This is a genomic window from Arthrobacter sp. TJ-270 (assembly GCF_058269075.1).
The window spans coordinates 137461-157492 of the sequence record NZ_JBZCNB010000006.1 but is presented as its reverse complement, the minus strand read 5'-3'; the positions used below and the strand labels follow the sequence as shown (position 1 = coordinate 157492).

Sequence of the window (20032 nt, the reverse complement as noted above, 5' to 3'; positions counted from 1 at the left end):
AAACGGAACCGCTAGTTCGCGAAGACGTCCTGCAGACGCGGGCCGATCCACAGGGCAACCGAATCGCCGCCGTTGTTCAGCACCGAAGCGCTGCCCCCGTTGTAGTAGGCCTCAGCCGAGTTCGTTCCGGGTCCCGTGTACACGCGAAGCTCCGCGCCGGGCGCCAGGACATAGCCCTCGCCGATGGTCAGGATGTTATTCGCGGCATCCCGGATGATTGCGCCGCTCACGTCGATGCTCGCGCCTGAGGTGTTGCGGAGGACCACGTGCTCGCCGTTCTCGGGCTGCACATCGTTGCCGACCGGGTTGTTCACCGAGTCGGCGATTTCGACGCCGGCTCCCGGGAACACGGGCTGACCCTTGAGGAAACGGTGGTTCTGGATCGGGAAGTCTGTGGTCACCGCGTCGACGCCGAGATCCAGCGAGTACTGCACCGCCTCGGGCGAGTTCACCGTGTACACGCCGAGGATCAGTCCGGCGCCCTTCACGTCCGCAACGTTCTGCGGTGTCAGGGTCCGGTAGTTGGTACCCACAGAATCGGCGAAGGTCGCCCACGACTCAACAACCGCACGCGGCGGAACCACGCTGGTGAGCTGCTGCAGCTCGATGTCCGGAGCGATTGCTGCGAAGCGGCGATTCGAAGCCTCATCAAAGCCGATGACCTGGATCTTGTCCGCGGCAACCAGCTGCGTCCACTTCGGGTCGCTGTAGAGTTCATCGGCGACAACCTGCTCGACGCCGGGCGAGTTCACGGGCGCCTTGATCTCGATGTACACACCGGTCTTGACGGTTGCGATCTCAGCCGCGTCGTCGAAATGCGGGATGCGCTCCCCTGCGTACTTGTCGCTGAAGTAGGAGCCGGCGTCGAGCTGCTGAAGTTCCGCCCAGGTGAAGGACGTGATCGGGTTGTTCTCGCGGCCGGGGAACACCTCTTCAACGTTGGTTGTGCGCGCAGGGGTGTTGTCGTGGAACAGGAACGGAACGCCGTCGGCGCTCAGCTGCACGTCGATCTCGAAGAAGTCGGCACCGGACGCACGTCCGTCCTTGAACGCGGCAACAGTGTTCTCCGGTGCGGTGCCGGCAGCTCCCCGGTGTCCGATGAGGATCGGGGCGTCGGTCGCCTTCTCGGCGGGCACAGCGTGTGCGACGGCGACGGGCACGGTGGCGAGTGTCAGTCCGGCAACGGCGGTGGCAATGGTCCTGGTCAGGCGAAAAGCCATAAGGTTCAGTCCCTTTCGGATGAAGTGTGGGTGGTCCCCTCCCCCGATGTTTCATGGTGCTGTGGTCCACCTGGTCAACGCCGGGTGAACTGCGAGTGAAAGCCGCGCCCACACCCCGCGTTGAGTTGGCAGGACACACCGTGAGAGCCCGCGTAACGGGGTGTGTCCTGCCAAATCGACGGGTTAGTGGCGGGAGTAACGCCGCACGAAGTTGGTGAGGATCTGCGGCGGCCAGGTCACTGACGAGCCCTTCGCGCGCTGAATGACGGTTTCCGCCTGATCCGGCGGGAAGTAGCCGGCATGCCGGTAGATGCGGATGCGTTGAACGAGACCCTCTACGTCCAGTTCGGGGTGAAACTGCGTGGCATAGAGGTTTCTCTTCACCCGGAACATCTGCACTGGGCACGACGCCGACGACGCCAGCAGCACCGCGCCGGCCGGAAGCGTTGCGCAAGCCTCCTTGTGCCCAACGAAGGCATCGAAGCGCGGCGGGAGGCCGGCCAGTAGCGGGTCCGATGCGCCGTCGTCGTTCATTGTGATCTCCACCGGACCGATCGGTTCCGCGAAGGTTCGGTCAATCACCGCGCCCTGGTGCCGCCCCAGCGTTCCGACCCCGTAGCAGGCGCCCATGAACGGGAAGTCGGAGTCGACAACCCGGTCGAGCAACTCACCGAGTTCACGCTCCACACGATGCTGCGTGAAAGATTTAGCGTCCTCCGGGTCGGAAGAGTTGAAGGGGCTGCCGCCGAGGAAGATACCGGAATAGTCCTCGAGCCGGAGATCGGGCAGAGGTTTCTGCTCCACACGGATTCGATGAAGACTCGACGGCGTCAGCCCGGTAAAGCGGAGGAAGCTGCGGTATTCACCCTCGGCCGCCGTATCCTCGGCGCGGGTGCCCAGAAGCAGGAACGGTAGCACCCATTGATCGTACTGCCCGGCAGATTTTTCAGCCGACCCCTCGCAAAATGGTAAGCATGCTGATAGAAATTAACGGTGCCGTCTTCCCATTAATTCCTTGACGGTCTACGGCATCCCAAGTCTAAGGAGAGCATCATGGCAGGAAACACGCTTGTACGATCCCTTCACGATCTCAGTGCTGCGGCTTGGTTCGGCGGGTCGCTCATGGGCGCCGTCGGCCTGAACGGCGCGGCAGCCGAAGCCAAGGACCCCACGGAGCGCGCTCGTCTTTCCACGATCGGGTGGGCTCGCTGGACTCCGGTGCAGATTGCAGCGTTCGGCGCACACGCGATCGGCGGCATCGGGCTCATCGCCGCGAACAAGGGCCGCCTGGCCGGACAGTCGGGCGCCGTCGCCAATACCGTCGTCAAGTCCGCGATTACTGTCGTCGGCATGGCAGCGTCCCTCTACTCCGGCATGCTCGGAAAGAAGGTGGGTGAGCTGAGCCAGCACGGCGCTGAAGGCTCAACAGAGCCCAACCCGGGAGCGCCCGAGGAACTTGCCAAAGCACAGCAGCAGCTGAAGATTCTTCAGTGGGTCCTGCCCGCCCTCAGCGGCGCAGTGATTGTGCTGGGTGCAAACCAGGGTGAGCAGCAGCGCCCCACGAACGTGCTTGGCGGACTCTTCAACCGCTAGACACCAAGAAGCAAGGCCCGTCGTTTCCCCCAAACGGCGGGCCTCTTCGGTTAACCCCCGTGGGACTTTCACGCAGCTCTGGTGGTTTCCGGCGTCGCTGGGTCGCCACAGGTGCACAAAAGTTCCGGATACCAACAGCGAATATTTAGAGGAGAAACATGGGCCAGCCAAAGCAGCAGCAGGATGTACCCGGCGTTCAGTCGGAGATGGACCCTACGCCGGACTGCGGTGAGGAGAGCTACCGCGGGAGCGGCAAACTCACCGGCAAGGCGGCAGTCATCACCGGCGGCGACAGCGGAATCGGTCGCGCCGTGGCCATCGCCTTCGCGCGTGAAGGTGCCGACGTCCTCATCTCCTACCTCAGCGAGGACGACGACGCCGAGGACACGGCCCGCCACATCGAGGATGCCGGCCGGCGAGCGGTTCTGGTACGCGGTGACCTCTCGGATTCCGAACACTGCAGGGACATCATCGAGCTGGCCGTGCAGGAATTCGGCAAGGTAGACGTCCTTGTCAGCAATGCGGCGTACCAGATGAGCCACGAGAGCCTCGATGAGATCACCGAGGAGGAGTGGGAGTACACGTTCAAGGTGAACGTCGCGGCGATGTTCCACCTGGTCAAGGCCGCCCTGCCGCACATGGCGCCAGGCTCGTCGATCATCGGCAGCTCATCCGTCAACTCGGACATGCCGAGCCCCTCGCTGGCACCCTACGCCGCAACGAAGGCAGCCATCGCGAACTTCTCCGCAAGCCTCGCGCAGATGCTCGGCGAGAAGGGTATCCGCGTGAACAGCGTTGCTCCCGGGCCCATCTGGACCCCGCTCATCCCCGCCACCATGCCGCCTGAAAAGGTAGAGCAGTTCGGCGATGATACTCCCCTGGGCCGCGCCGGGCAGCCTGCTGAGCTAGCCCCGGCATACGTCCTCCTGGCGTCCGACGACGGCAGCTACATGTCCGGCGCGCGCATCGCCGTCACCGGCGGCCGACCCATCCTCTGACGCGCCCGGTTCGAACGGGTTTGAGTTGGCAGGACACACCGGTAATGGTCGGGCAGAAGGGGTGTGTCCTGCCAACTCAACGTGATGGAGGATGAACCATGGAATTCAACCGGCTGCTGCAGATTCGGCGCATCTATGCGCAGGCTGCTGCCCTGGAGTTGCCCCGCGGCAAGGAGATCGTGGAACGGTGGCCGGATGCCGACGTCGTTCTGGTGGAAAACCACTGGAATATCCCTGAGGTGCACGGTGATGAGACCAACGTGCCCCGCTGGTCCCGAATCAAGACCGAGGCGCTGGTCCTCGGCGTCAAGAAGGCGCTGACCGTCAAGCCCAACGGGCGGTCCGCGGACTTCATTGCCCCCTCAACCGCCAACGGCTGCGCCATGGCGTGCGCCTACTGCTACGTTCCCCGGCACAAGGGGTACAGCAACCCGGTGACGGTGTTCGCGAACATCAACCAGATTGCCGGCACCCTCGAGCGGCATGCCACGCGCCAGGGCATGAAGCTGGAGCCCAACCAGTGCGACCCGGAACTCTGGGTCTACGACATCGGGGAGAACAGTGACTGCTCCGTGGACGCATTGATCAGCGACAACGTTGAGGACCTGGTCACTCTCTTCCGCGACCTCCCTACCGCCAAGCTGTCCTTCGCCACCAAGTACGTGAACCCCGCGATGCTGGACTGGGATCACGGCGGGCATACGAGAATCCGGTTCTCCCTCATGCCCGCGGACCTGGCGAAGTCGATCGACGTCCGCACCTCGGCCGTGGCCGAACGCATGGCGGCCATCAATGACTTCGTCGATGCAGGGTACGAGGTACACGTGAACTTCTCCCCCGTTATCGTCACGGACACGTGGCTCAGTGACTGGCACGAGCTCCTGCACCAACTCGACGCCATGCTGACGCCTGCGGCGAAAGCCCAGCTCGCTGCCGAAGTTATCTTCCTGACCCACAACGAACGCCTCCACGAGGTCAACCTGGGTTGGCATCCTCAGGCCGAGAGCGTGCTGTGGCGGCCGGACCTGCAGGAATCGAAGGTCTCCTCGAACGGTTTCACCAATGTCCGATACCGTTCAGGAACCAAGGCACGTTATGTCCGAGAACTGACCGCACTGATCGAGGAAATCGCACCGTACTGCCGGATCCGCTACGCGTTTTGACGCCCGGGAGAACGTGCCGTGAGGGTAAGCCGGCGAAGACGGGCTTACACCGCCAGCGCGAGCTCCGTCCCGTGGCGTGAGAGTGCAGCCACGGCGTTGGGGTTCGTCAACATTTCGAGCGCTTCGGCCGGCGTAGGGCGCAGGGCCGGGTCCATGGAGGTCATCGCGCGGATGAGGCGGCGCCAGTGGGTCGGGACGTGGTCGGGGATCACGGGGCTGCGCAGGGTACGGGCCACGAGCGATTCGACTGTGGGAAGGCTGAAGGCTCGGTGCCCGGAAAGGCATTCAAGCAGCACCAGGCCGAGGGAGTACATGTCACTTGGAGCGCCGACGCCCGTGCCGTGGGCTTGCTCCGGGCTCATGTAGAGGACGGTGCCCTGGGACGATGCGTCGTCGTCGCACTGCGGGCCGCGGGCAGCCGTTCCGAAGTCAACGAGCTTGGGCTGGGGCGACGGTGAGCCGCCGGCAGTAAGAGGGATCATGATGTTCGACGGCTTGATATCCCGGTGCACGATGCCCGCCGTATGCAGGGACTGCAGGGCGCGCAGCAGCCCGTACGCCCAGGCCGTCACATCGACGTTGTGCGGAGTGGTGCGTCGCAGTATGTCGCGCAGGTTCAGTCCGCCGACCAGTTCCTGCACAAGATACTCAACAGGTCCCTCGTCAGCGCAGTCAGTCACGCCGCAGTCGAGCACGCGTGTGATGTAGGGGGAATCCAGAGACATCTGGAGCTGAGCTTCTTCCGTGAAGGTGTGCCCACTGCGCCGGGCCACTTTCACGGCGACGTCGGTGAAAGTATCGAGGTCCGTGGCTGCCCACAGAACTCCGGTGGCGCCGGAGCCAATCGTTCGTTGTAGTTGCCAGCGGTCCGCGATATCCGATCTGCCGGGCATAGGGGGTGAGGAACTGCTCCCTGTGCCGCTCACGGTTGGCTGCGCTCGGAACGAGCGGCCCAGAGCATAGTGGCAACGTCTTCCTTGGTCAGCCCGGCAGACTCGGCGATCTTCTCGACGGACAAGCCATTGGATGCGGCTCGCTCGACTGCTGACGCGAGCGCGCTCTGAGCCCGGTCCAGTTCCCACTCGAGTGACTCGACCGCTCCGGCGGCTGCGACGATCCGCTCAGTGTCGGAGGCGCCGTCGTCGAACGCTGGGTCAGTGAAGCTTGCGTCCATCCACAACTCGTCGACGAGCTGAACGCGGTTCGCCACTGCAATGGGGGCCGGGGCCACGGGCGGCTTCTGGGCGACAGTAGACATCGGCTGCTCCATCTCAGTAGGAAGAATAGTAACTAGTTCAACTAGTTATATACGACCTTATAACGTCCTGTCTACGTTGAGAAACCCGGGCAATACACGGTGATTCTTGAGATTCTCCTCAATTCTCAAGTCCTCCTTGAGAAAAGCTAGGTGACCTAGCTTGTAGTCGGACGATAAACTAGTCGTTATGGAACCCGCAGTGAACCCCGACGGCGCAGGCTATTGGTACGCCGACGAGGCGAACCCCGGCAGCGTTGAAGTGCTGAATGCCCTGCGCGTCTACCGGGCAGCGGAAGCTGAAATGCGACGCCGGACGCGCGACGCCATGAAAATGAACGAAACGGATCTTCTCGCCATCAGGTACGCCATGCGGGCTCAAAAGGCCGGCCAATGCATCAGCCCGAAGGACCTTTCACGCATGCTGAGGATCTCGACCGCGTCCACGACAGGGCTTATCGACCGCCTCGTTGCGAGCGGACACCTCCTCCGTCGGCCGCACCCTACGGATCGGCGTTCCGTCGAGATCATTCCGACCGGCAACGCAGATATTGAAGTGCGGGAGACGCTCGGCGAGATGCACCAGCGGATGCACGACGTCGCTGAATCGCTCAGCCCCGAAGAGGCGCTCCACGTCACCCGCTTCCTCCAACGCATGACGCAGGCCGTGGAGCAGCAGGACACCCCGCACCATTAGCCACAGGATTCGTCGCCCGGCGACCGGAAGAGACAAGCATCATGGATATCGCGCAGTGGCCAACAAACCGGCTTCTCAATATGGCCGCCAGGCTCAGCGCTAACCGCGAGAACGAGCTACTGCGCGAGCTGGGAACAACACACGCCGGGCTCCTGATGCTTCGAGTCCTGGGCCGAAACAGTTCCATCACCCAGGTGGAGCTGGCACGGGAACTGCGGGTTCAGGCGCAAACCGCCGGAAAGCTTCTCGAAAGGCTGGAGACCCGTGGCCTGATTTTCAGGACACGGAGCGACGACGACCGGCGCGTCTTCATTGTCAGTCTCACCCCGGCGGGCGAGGCTACCCTGCGGAAGGCACAGACCCTGCTGGACGCGCAGGCACAGGCGCCGGACGGATCAGACGCCGCCCTGCGCCAGGAACTGATCGCCCACATCCGGGGCCTCGGCGGGATCGCTGACCCGGGTGACCACCGCCCCAGCCTGCGCATGATTTCCAGCGGCCAACCGCATAATAAGCGGAGCGGACACGACCTTACCACCGGCTAAGGATCAGACTGCGAGCAGGCCTTCGGGCGTCTCAGAAGTAGAGTGAAAGGTGCGCGCCTCGAACAACCTGGCGTCGAGTTCCTCGAGATCTCCGACGGCCGCAGAGAGCAGTCGTTGCGCGTGGTTGGGGTCCTTGGCAGTCTCACAGGCTTGCTGAACATCCAGCAGCGTCCGCGCAAGCTCTGCTCGAACCCGCTCCAGATCACGGATCCGGCGGGCCGACTCCCTTATCTCTTCAGCAATGCCGAATCCGCCATCGTATCGAGCTATCGGCCGGGGACTTGTTGAAGTTTGAAGCACCCCGAAATGATAAGCAGGCTTGCTATTTCCGCGCAAGCCGACACACCCTGGACTTGTTAGTGTTCAATCATGGGACGCAGTGAATCATCTCGGCACATCGCAACGAACCTGACTCCCCGGGTGGTCAGCGACTACCTGCGGACGCAGCTCTGGCCCGTGCCGCTTGCCGCGGTGGCTGTCTCTGTGGTGCTCGCCCAGTTCCTGACGTGGTTGGATCACCAGCTCGACGACGAGATGCCACCCGCCCTGTCCGCGCTACTGTTCAGCGGAGGCGCGCCCGCTGCCCGTTCGCTGATGGAAGCGATCGCCGCGTCGACCATTACGGTCACTTCGCTCACCTTCTCCCTGACGGTAGTCACGCTGCAACTAGCCAGCAGCCAGTACTCACCCCGGTTGCTCCGCACGTTCACGAGGGACCGTTTCGTCCACAACACCCTCGCCCTTTTCCTGGCAACCTTCGCCTTCGCCCTGACGGTCCTGCGGACAATCAGGGACGACATAGGGCAGTCCGCGATGTTCGTGCCGGAAATCGCCGTGACGCTGTCGTTCCTTTCGTCGCTGGCGACTGTCATTGGACTCGTCCTTTTCCTCGGTCATCTTTCACGGCAGCTGCGGGTGGAACGAATACTTGTGGATGTTCGCGACGACTTCCTGTCGATGGTGGGCGAGGAGGGATCGGATTCTGAGGCGTTCCACCACGAGCTCGATCCGCCGGTCGGTGCACTGGATGTCCAGGCAAGAAGCTCCGGCTTCATGGTGCAGGCCAACGAACCGTCGCTCCTGAAGGTTGCCGAGCGCTTCGACGCGATCATTGCCCTTTATGGGCCGCCGGGAACTTTCCTTGTCGAGGGAATCCCGTTCGCGCATGCCTGGAGACTTGATGGGACCCCGGTGAACGCCTGGAGTATGAAGGAGCAAGAAAGCCTCCGGCACGCGGTCACAGAATCGATCACAGTCGGTTTCGAACGGAACTCGGTGCAGGATGTCGGCTTCCCGATGCAGCAGCTTCTCGACGTGGCGGTGCGGGCGATGTCCCCCAGCGTCAACGATCCGACGACTTGTGTGCACGCTCTGGGGCACCTTTCGGCCGGCCTGTCCAAGCTTGCCCGGGAGGGCCAGGGGCACCGGGTGAAGAACGATAGCCAAGGACGCGTGCGGGTGTTCCTCCCGAGGCGGACCTTTGGAGTGCTGCTGGAGCTGGTCGTGTCCCAGATCTGCACCTACGGCATGGATGATCCGCGCGTCGCCCGCCGCCTGGTGGAGCTACTGGATGAGGCAGACCAAAGCGATCCTTCAGGCCGGTACAGCGAGGAGATCCGGGAACAGCGACAGCGGGTCACCCGCGCCCTCTCCAGTAGCCAACTCGATCCCGTGGACAGGCAGGAACTCCTCCAGGAGTGCAGGGCGCTCGCTGTCTGACACCGCCCCGTCAGCCGACCTGAACAGGCGGACCGGCGATCAGGAGCGCGGCAAACACAACGCTGACGCCTGCGATCGCCGCCAACACCGCTGTGAGCGGGTTGCGCAGCACCCACGCCTGCAGGTTCTCGACCGGACCGGACGGCCGTTCCTTTCCGGCCGCGAGGCGCCATCCGCCGTCGAGTTTTCCGCGGCGCTCAAGCTGCCAGTCAAAAAGAACGGTCGCGAAGGGAATCACGCCTGCAAGCAGTCCAAGAACGCCCGTACCTGCGCTCCATCGCTGGTTGACCCAGACAAATGTGGTGCTCACCAGGTACGCGAGGAACACGAAACCATGGAGCGCACCGCCGACGGAGACAAGCACATCCGTGGTTTGCGCCGCATACTTCAGGTACATGCCCGCCAGGAGGAGGGCCCACGTGATCGCCTCCGCGACGGCGACGCTGCGGAAGAGGATACGAGGGGTCATGGGTGTCTCCTGGTCAAGGGGGTGCGGTCCTTCAAATCTATCGCAGCGCCGGCCCGACGCAGACTACAGCGGACCGGCCAACGCCCGGCGCCGGTGTCCGTCGAGTGAACGGCGGACGCACACTGACCGCGAGAATGGATCCGAGGACCAGAAGGCCGCCGAGCCCCTGCAGCAGTGACAGCTGCTCGCCGAGCGCCAGCCAGCCAAGGAGCGCGGCCACCACTGGACTGAGCAGCCCCAGGAACGAGGGCGCTGTGACGGGCAGGCGCTGGATGCCGCGGAACCACAGCACGTAGGCCACCGCCGTGCCGACAACCGAGAGGTAGAGATAGCCGCCGAGGTTCGCCGGGGACAGTGCCGGCGGCGGACCTTCCACCACCAGCATCAGTGGGACCAGGAGGAGTCCGCCGGCTACCAATTGCCAGGCCGTCATGGTCAGCGGCTTTTCAGCCTTGCCCCACTTCTTGGCGAGCACGACGCCGGTGGCCATCGACACGGCACCGCCGAGTGCTGCCAGCACCCCCACACCGTCCAGGCGAGCCTGGGACTGGAGAACCAGGAGGGCGACGCCGGCAGCTCCGATGATGCCCGAAAGCACCACTTTCAGCGGCAGCCGGTCCTTGAGCACCCACGTTGCCAATCCCGCCACGATGAGCGGCTGCACGGCGCCCACGGTGGCAGCAATCCCTCCGGGCAACCGGTACGCCGCGACGAAGAGCAGGGCGAAGAACACCCCGATGTTCAGGCCACCCAGCACCATTGCCTTCCACCACCATGAGCCACGCGGGAGCCGCCGGACCAGCAGCAGGAGAAGCAGTCCTGCCGGGAGTGCCCGAAGCACCGTGGCGGTCAAGGGAAGACCCGGTGGCAACAGGGAGACGGTCACCAGATAGGTGCTGCCCCACACCATCGGCGCCAAGGCTGTGAGAATTAAGGTCCAACCGATTTTGCTAAGCACTTAGCAATTGTAGCTAAGTGCTTAGCAAACTGTCTAGAGTGGACCCATGAATGACCATGTCGATGACATCGTCCAGCAGTGGCAACGGGAACGGCCGGATCTCGATGTCTCCCCCATGCACGTCATCGGGCGTCTCTCCCGCGCTTCCCAGCAGGTGGAGCGCCGGCTCGAGGAGAACTTCGCGCGGCACGGGCTCGACTCCGGATCCTTCGACGTTCTCGCCACCCTGCGGCGGAGCGGTACCCCCTTCACCCTCAGCCCCAAGGACCTCGCCTCGAGCGCAATGATTACCTCAAGCGCCGTCGCGCAGCGCCTGAACAGACTCGAGGAACGAGGGCTCATCACGCGGGCGAAGAGCAGTGTCGACGGACGCGGGACTGAAGTGACTCTCACCGGGAAGGGACGGGAAATCGTCGATGCAACCCTTCCGACTCACCTGGCCACCGAAGAAGAATTGCTAGCCCCGCTCTCCGGGAACGAACTCCGCACGCTCGCGAAACTGCTGAAGAAACTCGGGACCGGGCTGGCCGATTAGTCCTGCACATCCCAGTACACGGCGCCGTCCGCAACCCGGCCGGCGGACGGCTCATGCTGCGTCAACCGGCCGTCATGCATGAGGTGATGGACCTCGAACCCATGGAGCAGGACCAGCACGTCCGCAACAATGCGCCGGTGGCAACGCCACCAGACGCTTTCGCTGCACATGATCGCGGTGGAACGCTGCGCTGCAATGGCACGCAGGTCCGCCAGTGCTGCCTCGAATTCGCTCGTCCGGGTATAGGCGGCATAGGCACGGAACTGCGCAACCCGCCACCACCCGTCCGTTTCCGGTTCACCCGCAGCATGACGACGGCGCCCGCCCAGATCCTCAAGCCACACATAGTCGATACCCTCGGACGGCAACCACTCCTCGAGGGCTTCCTTGCGGGTGTCGAGGTTGCGGCGGCTGCCGGGGAAGCGGCGGACATCCGCCAGCACCTGGACATCGGCGCCATGGAGCAAAGCGCCGAATTGGTCCCGGTCCGCTGTCCCGTGCCCGACGGTAAATAGCCGCATGGATCCAGTCTGTCAGGAGTGCGTGAGAGCATGAATTCATGCCCGAATCCCCTTATCCCATGATCGATGTCGCGGACATCATTCGCATGGTGGGCGGCGCCGCTTTCCAGCGGGGGCAGGGCTATGCCAAGGAGTCCCTGGTGCAGGGACTCACCTTCGAACCGGAGTCCAAGACCGTGCACGCGCGGGTCATGGGCAGCTCACCGGCGCCGTACCGCACGCAGCTGTATCTCGCCCGGAAGGGTGACGGCCGGTACCACCTTCGTGACAGTGTGTGCACATGTCCGGTGGGGCTGGACTGCAAGCATGTTGCCGCCGTCGCGCTCCGTTCCAATATGGAGAACCTGCGCGCCAATCAGGAGCTGACGGCACCACCGTCCCCTGCCCGCCCGGCGGGCTGGCAGGAATCGCTCTCGGGCTTGCTTTCAAACCATGAGCACGACGACGGCGCGCTGGCCGCCGTTCCGCCCACCGCCCTGGGCCTGCAGTTCGAGCTGCGCCCCACCACGGGAGCCAAATGGGACCAGCGGCGCGCCTACCGCGGGTTCAAGCTCGGCGTCCGCCCGGTCATCCGGAACGTGAAGGGCAACTGGGTCAAAAACAATCTGGCGTGGGGAAACATCAGCTACCAGACGTACGGGCTGAAACTGGACCCCGATCAGCACCGCTGGTTCGCCCAGTTCCCGGCGCTGCACCGCGGAACCGGCGTCACCTACTTCGGCAATAATGACTCCTGGCTGTACCTGGACGATTTCAGCAACCCCCTGCTCTGGCAACTGTTGCAGGAGGCGCAGCGGCTCGGAATCGCCTTCGTCGGGTCGAAAAAGAGCGTGACGGTTCAGCTCGCTTCCCAAGCGGTGCTGCTGCTCGATGCCACCACTGTTGACGGCGCCGTCCAGCTCTGCCCGGCCATTAACATCGACGGTGAGAACCACCCTCCGGACTCGGCGCATGTCATCTCCAACCACGGGGTGTACACCGCGTCGGAGGACGGCACCATCACGCTGGCACCGACCACCCGCAAACTCACCGACCACAACCGCGAACTCCTCGAGCGCACGCGGCCCGTCCGCATCCCGGAGACAGAGAAGCAGGAATTCCTCGCGGGCTTCTATCCCCGGCTCATCCAGTCCATCGAGGTGGTCAGCAGCGACGGCTCCGTCATCTTCCCGGAAATCATCCCGCCGGTCCTGGTCCTCACCGCCACCTTCGACGAGGACCAACTGGATCTTTCCTGGGACTGGGCGTACCAGGCCGGCAACACCGAAACCCGCAAACCGCTGAAAAACACCGACGACGACGGCGGCTACCGTGACGCTGCAGCCGAAACCGCCGCCCTGCAGGCTGCACGGGAAGCCCTGGGCGGGCGCATGGTGAGGGAGCGGGTCTACACCGGCATGGAAATGGTGGATTTTACGGAGATGGTCCTCCCCCGGCTGGAGCGCCTCGATTCGTTGCGCGTCGACGTGATGGGCAGCAAGCCGACGTTCGAGGAACTCACCGAAACCCCGCAGCTCCTGATCACCACGGTAGACACGGAAGACCGCGATTGGTTCGATCTTGGCGTGCTCGTCACGGTGCAGGGCCGGAAAATCCCGTTCGACCACATCTTCACCGCGCTGGCCAAGGGCGCCAACCGGATCAAGCTGGTGGACAACAGCTACCTGTCCCTCAACCAGCCCATCTTCGATCAGCTCCGTGAACTCATCGATGAAGCCCGGATGCTCAATGAATGGCAAACGGGTCTGCGGATCAGCCGTTACCAGGCCGGCCTGTGGGCCGAGTTCGAAGACCTGGCCGAGGAGACGGAGCAGGCCCAGGCGTGGCAATTGGCCGTCAACGGCCTGCTGGAACTGACCGAGGTGGAACAGACTCCGCTCCCGGAAGGGCTCCACGCCACACTGCGTCCTTACCAGATTGATGGCTTCAACTGGCTCGCGTTCCTTTGGAGTCACGGCCTCGGCGGCGTTCTCGCCGATGACATGGGCCTCGGCAAGACCCTGCAGACTCTCGCACTGCTGCTGCACGCGAAGAACCACGGCGAGCAGCGGCCCTTCCTCGTTGTTGCGCCCACCTCCGTGGTGCCGAACTGGATAGCTGAAGCGCAGCGGTTCGCCCCAGGTCTGACGGTGCGGGGAATCGCGGACACACAGGCCAAGAGCGGTACGCCGGTAGCCGAGCAGGTGGATGGCGCCGACGTCGTCATCACGTCCTATGCTCTGTTCCGGTTGGACAATGATGCCTACGGCAAGCAGGAATGGGCAGGGCTCATCCTGGATGAGGCGCAGTTCGTGAAGAACCATGCGGCCAAGGTCCACCGCTGCGCCAAGGACCTGGACGCACCGTTCAAGCTGGCCATCACGGGCACCCCGATGGAGAACAACCTCATGGAGCTGTGGGCGATGTTCAACATCACCGCTCCGGGGTTGTTCCCGTCGTCGCGCGCTTTCACGGAGGAGTACCGCAATCCGATCGAGAAGCAGGGCAGTACGGAGCGCCTGCAGCGGCTGCGTCGCCGGATTCGACCGCTGATGATGCGGCGCACCAAGGAGGCCGTCGCATCGGACCTGCCGCCCAAGCAGGAGCAGGTCCTATCCGTCGAGCTCCATCCACGCCACCGGAAGATCTACCAGACGCACCTGCAGCGCGAGCGCCAGAAACTGCTCGGGTTGATCGATGACCTGGACCGAAACCGGATGATCGTGTTCCGGTCCCTGACCCTGCTGCGGATGCTCAGCCTCGATGCCTCGCTGGTGGAGCCTGAGTATGAGGGAGTGCCGTCGGCGAAGCTCGACGTCCTGTTCGAGCAACTGGAGGACGTCCTCGCTGAGGGCCACCGCGCCCTGGTGTTCAGCCAGTTCACGTCCTACCTCAAGCTCGCGGCCGCTCGGCTGGAGCAGCAGGGAGTTGAATTCGCGTACCTTGACGGTTCCACCAGGAAGCGCGGTGAGGTCATCGATTCCTTCAAAAACGGAACCGCGCCCGTGTTCCTGATCAGCCTCAAGGCCGGCGGCTTCGGGCTCAACCTGACGGAAGCGGACTACTGCTTCCTGCTGGACCCGTGGTGGAACCCGGCCAGTGAATCCCAGGCGGTTGACCGGACCCACCGTATCGGCCAAACCAAGAACGTAATGGTTTACCGGATGGTCTCCGCGGACACCATCGAGGAGAAGGTGATGAAGCTGAAGGAGCAGAAGGCCAAGCTGTTCAGCTCGGTCATGGACGACGACGCCGTCTTCAGCTCAGCGCTCACGGCCGATGACATCAAGGAACTGCTCGCGGGGTAGCCGCGACGCATCGAGGCCGAAGGGCTCATAGAGATGGACCGTCCCCGGAAAGCATCATCGATTTCCGCTCTCTTGAGTGCCAGGCCCCGAGGGGAACCAAGCCGTGCGCCGGTTCCCGGGCAGCAGATTCTGGGCCTGGAACGTGCACGGGACGCGCTGCTCTACATCCCGCCAGGCCTGAAGCCCGGGCAACAAGCCCCGCTCATTGTCCTGCTGCATGGTGCCGGGGGTGAAGCCGCGGGAGGACTTTCCCTGCTGGGCGGTCTTGGTGAGACGAGCGGGATCGTGATGGCAGCGCCGTCGTCACGGGACTCCACCTGGGACGGTGTTCGCGGCGGTTTCGGCCCTGATGTCCGAGTAATCAACCGCGCCCTGGAACAAATCTTCACGCTGGTTTCCGTGGATCCGCGCCGCATCGCGGTGGCAGGGTTCTCCGACGGGGCCTCCTACGCGCTGGCACTGGGCCTGGCCAACGGGGAACTGTTCTCCAACGTCGTGGCATTCTCACCAGGTTTCGTTCCTCTCGTACCGCGTAACGGCGAACCCCGTCTTTTCGTTTCGCATGGCGACGCCGACAGGGTTCTGCCGATTGACCGCACCAGCCGTCGGCTCGTGCCCACCCTCAGAGCAGAGGGCTATGACACCACTTACCGGGAGTTTCAGGGACCCCACGCTGTCCCCCGGCCCATCGTGCAGGAGGCCCTCGACTGGCTGGACTGGCCGGGGACAGACCGGCATCGACACTCAGAGGCAGCATTGCCGGACCGCGACCTTCCCTAATTGGTTGCGAGATGCACTCATCCGGGTTTCGCAATAGTCTGGCCAAGTGGGTACAGACACCGTTAGATCCGGCGAACAGATTGACAGGCAGTCGCGCATTCTCGAAGCGGCGATGGATCTGCTGTCGCGCCACGGCATCTCAGGTGTCAACATGCGCGCCGTGGCACGCGAAGCCGGCGTAGCTCTGGGGCTGGTCAACTACTACTACGAAGACAAGTCCTGCCTGATCCGTGCCGCCTTGCATCGGATCGACGAGCACGACCTTCTGCTGGTCGAGCCTGACCCTGATTCGCCCCCGGACGAACAGCTCCGCAAGTCTCTCCGGCGCGTTGCGGGCGCCGAACTTCTGACCACGCGATATTTGTCTCTGCGCCTCCACCTTTGGGCTCTCGCTCAGGCCAGTGAGGACTTTGCACAGATCAACGCGGAGGCGTTCGAGCGGTATCTCGACGGTCTCGCGACTCTGATAGGCAATGCCAATCCCGAGCTCTCCCGCGATGAGTGCAGGGAGCGGGCAGCGGACATCGTCGTCGTCCAGAACGGCATGTGGCTAACTGCTCTCCTCGGCGTGGACAAGGCATCAATCCAGAGGAATATCGCCCACACGGAGGACATCGCCTTCGCCCCTTCGCGCAAGAACGAGCGCGGTCTGGGCGAGCCCGAAGAGTCCTAAAGCTTGCCGCATCCGCGGAAGCGGCTTTGTGACTGTCATTGAACATTCGTTCAGATTTACCCTTGAACGTTTGTTCAATATCCCCTAATCTGAATTGTATGAGCTACGCCACACAGTCCAAAACGGATACCGCATCCACCCTGTTCATTAACGGCTCGTGGGAGCCGGCCGCGTCCAGCGCGGTGCGTGAAATTCGCAACCCGGCCGACGGCGAACTGGTCGCGACGGTCTCCGAGGCCGGCAGGGAAGACGCCGAGCGCGCCATTGCTGCGGCCCGTGCAGCCTTCGACTCCGGCGTCTGGTCCGCGGTCCCTGCGCCCGAGCGCGGCGCGTTCCTCCTCAAGGTAGCCGCGGAACTGCGTGACCGCCGCGAGAAGTTCGCCCGCGCCGAATCGCTGGACACCGGGAAACGGATTATCGAAAGCCGGATAGACATAGACGACATCGCCGCCTGCTTCGAATATTTCGGAAGGCTGGCCGGGCAACAGTCGGGCCGCGTGGTCGACGCCGGGGACCCCGCCGTCGTCAGCAGGATTGTCTACGAGCCGGTCGGTGTCTGCGGCCTGATCACGCCCTGGAACTATCCCCTGCTTCAAGCGGCGTGGAAGATAGCGCCCGCATTGGCCGCCGGTTGCACCTTCGTCCTCAAGCCCTCCGAGCTGACCCCGTCCACTGCCATCCTGACCATGCAGCTGCTGCAGGACCTGGGCCTGCCGGACGGCGTCGCCAACCTCGTCACCGGTGCCGGCGCGGAGGCGGGCGCACCGCTCTCGGAACACCCCGACGTCGACCTGGTCTCCTTCACCGGCGGGCTGGAAACCGGCAAGCGCATTGCCGCGGCTGCCGCAGGCACCGTGAAGAAGGTGGCGCTGGAGCTCGGCGGCAAGAACCCCAACGTGATTTTCGCCGACGCGGACTTCGATGCCGCCGTCGACAATGCGCTGAACGGCGCATTTGTGCACTCCGGGCAGGTCTGCTCCGCCGGGGCGCGGCTGGTGGTCGAGGAATCGATCGCCGAGCGCTTCGTCAATGAGCTGGTCCGCCGCGCTGAAGGCATCAGCATCGGCGGCCCGTTCGATGAAACTGCCGAAACCGGGCCGCTGATTTCCGCGGCCCACCGCGAAAAGGTACACACCTATGTCCAGCGCGGAGTGGAGGAAGGCGCGCGGCTGCGGTGCGGTGGCGCGGCGCCTGAAGGAGAGCGGTACGACGCAGGTTTCTACTACCAGCCAACCGTCCTGGACCGCGTGCAGAAGGGGATGTCCGTCGTCGTCGATGAGGCCTTCGGTCCGGTAGTGACCGTTGAGACCTTCCGCACCGAGGATGAAGCGGTCGCGACCGCCAACGACACCATCTACGGGCTGGCCGGGGCGGTCTGGACCCAGGACGCCGGCAAGGCGCAGCGTGTGGCCGGCCGGCTGCGGCACGGCACCGTCTGGATCAACGACTACCACCCCTACCTCCCGCAGGCCGAGTGGGGCGGCTTCGGCCAGTCCGGCGTCGGCCGCGAACTCGGGCCGACCGGCCTGGCCGAATACCAGGAATCCAAGCACATCTACCAGAACACCAACCCGCAGGTGACGGGCTGGTTCGCTGAGCACGGCAAGGAGAGCTAGATGCATATCGACAACGTCGAGAACCTCAACGACCGAGAGTTCGACTACATCGTCATCGGCGGCGGATCCGCCGGCGCCGCAGTCGCCGCCCGGCTGAGCGAGGACCCGGCCGTGTCCGTGGCGCTGGTGGAGGCCGGCCCGGACGACCGCGGGATAGCCGAAGTACTGCAGCTTGACCGCTGGATGGAACTGCTGGAATCCGGCTACGACTGGGACTACCCGATCGAACCGCAGGAGAACGGCAACTCCTTCATGCGCCACTCCCGCGCCAAGGTCATGGGCGGCTGCTCCAGCCACAACTCCTGCATCGCCTTCTGGGCACCGCGCGAAGACCTGGACGAGTGGGAGTCCAAGTACGGCGCCACCGGCTGGAACGCCGAGGCCGCCTGGCCGCTGTACCAGCGGCTGGAAACCAACGACGACGCCGGCCCGGACGCGCCGCACCACGGCGACTCAGGACCCGTGCACTTGATGAATGTGCCCCCGGCGGACCCCACCGGCGTCGCACTCCTGGATGCCTGTGAGCAGGCCGGCATCCCCCGTGCCAAGTTCAACACCGGCACCACCGTGATCAACGGCGCGAGCTTCTTCCAGATCAACCGCCGTGCAGACGGCACCCGATCCTCCAGTTCGGTCTCCTACATCCACCCGATCATCGAGCGTGAGAACTTCACCCTGTTGACCGGCCTGCGCGCCCGCCAACTGGTGTTCGATGCGGACAAGCGCTGCACCGGCGTCGATGTTGTGGATTCGGCGTTCGGCCGGACTCACCGGCTCTCCGCGCGTGGCGAGGTGGTGCTGTCCACCGGGGCGATCGACTCGCCGAAGCTGCTCATGCTCTCCGGCATCGGCCCCGCCGCGCACCTCGCCGGGCACGGCATCGAGGTTCTGGCGGACTCCCCCGGCGTCGGCGAGCACCTGCAGGACCACCCTGAAGGCGTCGTGCAGTTCGAGGCCAAGCAGCCGATGGCACAGACCTCGACGCAGTGGTGGGAAATCGGCATCTTCACACCCACCGAGGAAGGCCTGGACCGCCCGGACCTGATGATGCACTACGGCTCGGTCCCGTTCGACATGAACACCCTGCGGTACGGGTACCCGACCACGGAGAACGGCTTCAGCCTCACCCCGAACGTCACTCACGCCCGTTCCCGCGGCACCGTCCGGCTGCGCAGCCGGGACTTCCGCGACAAGCCGATGGTGGATCCGCGGTACTTCACTGATCCGGAGGGCCACGACATGCGCGTCATGGTCTCCGGTATCCGCAAGGCCCGCGAAATCGCCGCCCAGCCTGCAATGGTCGAATGGACCGGCCGGGAGCTTTCGCCCGGTATCGAAGCGCAGACCGACGAGGAACTGCAGGACTACATCCGCAAGACACACAACACCGTCTACCACCCCGTCGGCACCGTCCGTATGGGGCCGGCCGAGGACGAGATGTCGCCGCTCGACCCGGAACTGCGGGTCAAGGGTGTCACCGGACTCCGCGTCGCCGACGCCTCTGTTATGCCCGAACACGTCACCGTGAACCCCAACATCACCGTCATGATGATTGGAGAGCGCTGCGCGGACCTCATCCGCGCCAGTCGAAACGGCGAAACGGCGGAGGCGGAGCTCAGCGCGGCCCTGGCCTGACTGCCAGCACGCCCCACAGCGGGCTCCAGAGCCGGATAGGCGAACCCGGTGGAGCGGTTCCTCATGCTCCCTCCACCGGGTCTTTCCACATCAGCTCGGGCCTGCCGCCCGAAGGGGATTATTCTTGAACATTCGTTATTCAGAAGTCTTGAACACATGTTCAATGTGAACTAATCTCCTCATATGACCTACGCCACACCGGGCGGAGTTGCTTGGGCTCCTCTCACGGGGAAGCCGGCGTAGGCACAGCCAGACTAGGCAAAAACACTTGGGGGAAACGGCCGGGGGCCCACAACCGCTGCCCTGCCGTCGATTTCACCCGTGTCCAATGGCGGTCACGGGTAATCACCATCGTGCTTTCTGACTTA

20 protein-coding genes are annotated in these 20032 nt (G+C 64.0%); 12 read left to right on the top strand and 8 right to left on the bottom strand.

All coding sequences use genetic code 11. The annotated features are described in order from the left end of the window. Nucleotides 1-11: 11 nt before the first annotated feature. Nucleotides 12-1220, bottom strand: coding sequence for a glycerophosphodiester phosphodiesterase family protein (locus AC4D2M_RS12610; protein ID WP_490892232.1), 1209 nt, complete (start codon nucleotides 1218-1220; stop codon nucleotides 12-14). Nucleotides 1221-1403: 183 nt separating this feature from the next. Further along, nucleotides 1404-2138, bottom strand: a complete 735-nt coding sequence (locus tag AC4D2M_RS12605; protein ID WP_490892231.1) for a glutamine amidotransferase — start codon at nucleotides 2136-2138, stop codon at nucleotides 1404-1406. A gap of 135 nt (nucleotides 2139-2273) precedes the next feature. Between AC4D2M_RS12605 and AC4D2M_RS12600 the strand changes: the two genes are divergently transcribed. The 3 genes from AC4D2M_RS12600 to AC4D2M_RS12590 all read left to right on the top strand — a co-directional run bounded on the left by AC4D2M_RS12600 (nucleotide 2274) and on the right by AC4D2M_RS12590 (nucleotide 4974). Next, entirely contained in the window at nucleotides 2274-2813 is a 540-nt protein-coding gene (locus tag AC4D2M_RS12600) for a hypothetical protein (RefSeq protein ID WP_490892230.1), read from the top strand. Nucleotides 2814-2971: 158 nt separating this feature from the next. Continuing rightward, entirely contained in the window at nucleotides 2972-3811 is an 840-nt protein-coding gene (locus tag AC4D2M_RS12595) for a glucose 1-dehydrogenase (RefSeq protein WP_490892229.1), read from the top strand. 98 nt (nucleotides 3812-3909) lie between these two features. Continuing rightward, nucleotides 3910-4974: a spore photoproduct lyase family protein gene (locus tag AC4D2M_RS12590; protein ID WP_490892228.1), complete on the top strand. Its 1065-nt coding sequence runs from the start codon at nucleotides 3910-3912 to the stop codon at nucleotides 4972-4974. Nucleotides 4975-5018: 44 nt separating this feature from the next. Here the strand turns inward: AC4D2M_RS12590 and AC4D2M_RS12585 are convergent, their stop codons facing one another. Further along, entirely contained in the window at nucleotides 5019-5867 is an 849-nt protein-coding gene (locus AC4D2M_RS12585; protein WP_490892227.1) for a serine/threonine-protein kinase, read from the bottom strand. Between the two features lie 29 nt (nucleotides 5868-5896). Continuing rightward, nucleotides 5897-6232 carry a hypothetical protein gene (locus AC4D2M_RS12580; RefSeq protein WP_490892226.1) on the bottom strand — a complete coding sequence of 112 codons (336 nt, stop codon included), beginning with the start codon at nucleotides 6230-6232 and terminating at the stop codon, nucleotides 5897-5899. Between the two features lie 187 nt (nucleotides 6233-6419). Here AC4D2M_RS12580 and AC4D2M_RS12575 point away from each other — a divergent pair, with 187 nt between their 5' ends. Together AC4D2M_RS12575 and AC4D2M_RS12570 are read left to right on the top strand one after the other, a co-directional pair. Continuing rightward, nucleotides 6420-6926: a MarR family winged helix-turn-helix transcriptional regulator gene (locus AC4D2M_RS12575; protein ID WP_490892225.1), complete on the top strand. Its 507-nt coding sequence runs from the start codon at nucleotides 6420-6422 to the stop codon at nucleotides 6924-6926. A gap of 41 nt (nucleotides 6927-6967) precedes the next feature. Beyond that, entirely contained in the window at nucleotides 6968-7471 is a 504-nt protein-coding gene (locus tag AC4D2M_RS12570) for a MarR family winged helix-turn-helix transcriptional regulator (RefSeq protein WP_490892224.1), read from the top strand. A 3-nt stretch (nucleotides 7472-7474) separates the two neighbouring features. Here the strand turns inward: AC4D2M_RS12570 and AC4D2M_RS12565 are convergent, their stop codons facing one another. Continuing rightward, nucleotides 7475-7771 (bottom strand): hypothetical protein, encoded by a 297-nt coding sequence (locus AC4D2M_RS12565; protein ID WP_490892223.1) that lies wholly within the window; start codon nucleotides 7769-7771, stop codon nucleotides 7475-7477. Nucleotides 7772-7840: 69 nt separating this feature from the next. Between AC4D2M_RS12565 and AC4D2M_RS12560 the strand changes: the two genes are divergently transcribed. Then, nucleotides 7841-9190, top strand: coding sequence for a DUF2254 domain-containing protein (locus AC4D2M_RS12560; RefSeq protein WP_490892222.1), 1350 nt, complete (start codon nucleotides 7841-7843; stop codon nucleotides 9188-9190). Nucleotides 9191-9200: 10 nt separating this feature from the next. Here AC4D2M_RS12560 and AC4D2M_RS12555 read toward each other — a convergent pair whose 3' ends face one another. Then, a complete protein-coding gene (locus AC4D2M_RS12555) occupies nucleotides 9201-9659 on the bottom strand; it encodes a DUF3817 domain-containing protein (RefSeq protein WP_490892221.1) in 459 nt (152 codons plus the stop codon). A 37-nt stretch (nucleotides 9660-9696) separates the two neighbouring features. Next, a complete protein-coding gene (locus AC4D2M_RS12550; protein ID WP_490892220.1) occupies nucleotides 9697-10617 on the bottom strand; it encodes an EamA family transporter in 921 nt (306 codons plus the stop codon). Nucleotides 10618-10663: 46 nt separating this feature from the next. Between AC4D2M_RS12550 and AC4D2M_RS12545 the strand changes: the two genes are divergently transcribed. Continuing rightward, nucleotides 10664-11152, top strand: coding sequence for a MarR family winged helix-turn-helix transcriptional regulator (locus AC4D2M_RS12545; protein ID WP_490892219.1), 489 nt, complete (start codon nucleotides 10664-10666; stop codon nucleotides 11150-11152). Here AC4D2M_RS12545 and AC4D2M_RS12540 read toward each other — a convergent pair. After that, the gene (locus tag AC4D2M_RS12540; RefSeq protein ID WP_490892218.1) at nucleotides 11149-11673 is read right to left on the bottom strand and encodes a DUF488 domain-containing protein; all 525 of its coding nucleotides are present in this window, start codon (nucleotides 11671-11673) and stop codon (nucleotides 11149-11151) included. The two genes, AC4D2M_RS12545 and AC4D2M_RS12540, sit on opposite strands and share 4 nt — an antisense overlap. A gap of 38 nt (nucleotides 11674-11711) precedes the next feature. On the opposite strand from AC4D2M_RS12540, the gene AC4D2M_RS12535 reads away from it, so the two are divergent. The 5 genes from AC4D2M_RS12535 to AC4D2M_RS12515 all read left to right on the top strand — a co-directional run bounded on the left by AC4D2M_RS12535 (nucleotide 11712) and on the right by AC4D2M_RS12515 (nucleotide 19664). Then, the gene (locus AC4D2M_RS12535) at nucleotides 11712-14960 is read left to right on the top strand and encodes a DEAD/DEAH box helicase (protein WP_490892217.1); all 3249 of its coding nucleotides are present in this window, start codon (nucleotides 11712-11714) and stop codon (nucleotides 14958-14960) included. Nucleotides 14961-15032: 72 nt separating this feature from the next. Next, nucleotides 15033-15740: a hypothetical protein gene (locus AC4D2M_RS12530; RefSeq protein WP_490892216.1), complete on the top strand. Its 708-nt coding sequence runs from the start codon at nucleotides 15033-15035 to the stop codon at nucleotides 15738-15740. A gap of 46 nt (nucleotides 15741-15786) precedes the next feature. Continuing rightward, nucleotides 15787-16413 carry a TetR/AcrR family transcriptional regulator gene (locus AC4D2M_RS12525; protein ID WP_490892215.1) on the top strand — a complete coding sequence of 209 codons (627 nt, stop codon included), beginning with the start codon at nucleotides 15787-15789 and terminating at the stop codon, nucleotides 16411-16413. Between the two features lie 98 nt (nucleotides 16414-16511). Next, a complete protein-coding gene (locus AC4D2M_RS12520; protein ID WP_490892214.1) occupies nucleotides 16512-18029 on the top strand; it encodes an aldehyde dehydrogenase family protein in 1518 nt (505 codons plus the stop codon). Beyond that, nucleotides 18030-19664 (top strand): GMC family oxidoreductase, encoded by a 1635-nt coding sequence (locus tag AC4D2M_RS12515; protein ID WP_490892213.1) that lies wholly within the window; start codon nucleotides 18030-18032, stop codon nucleotides 19662-19664. Nucleotides 19665-20032 lie beyond the last annotated feature (368 nt).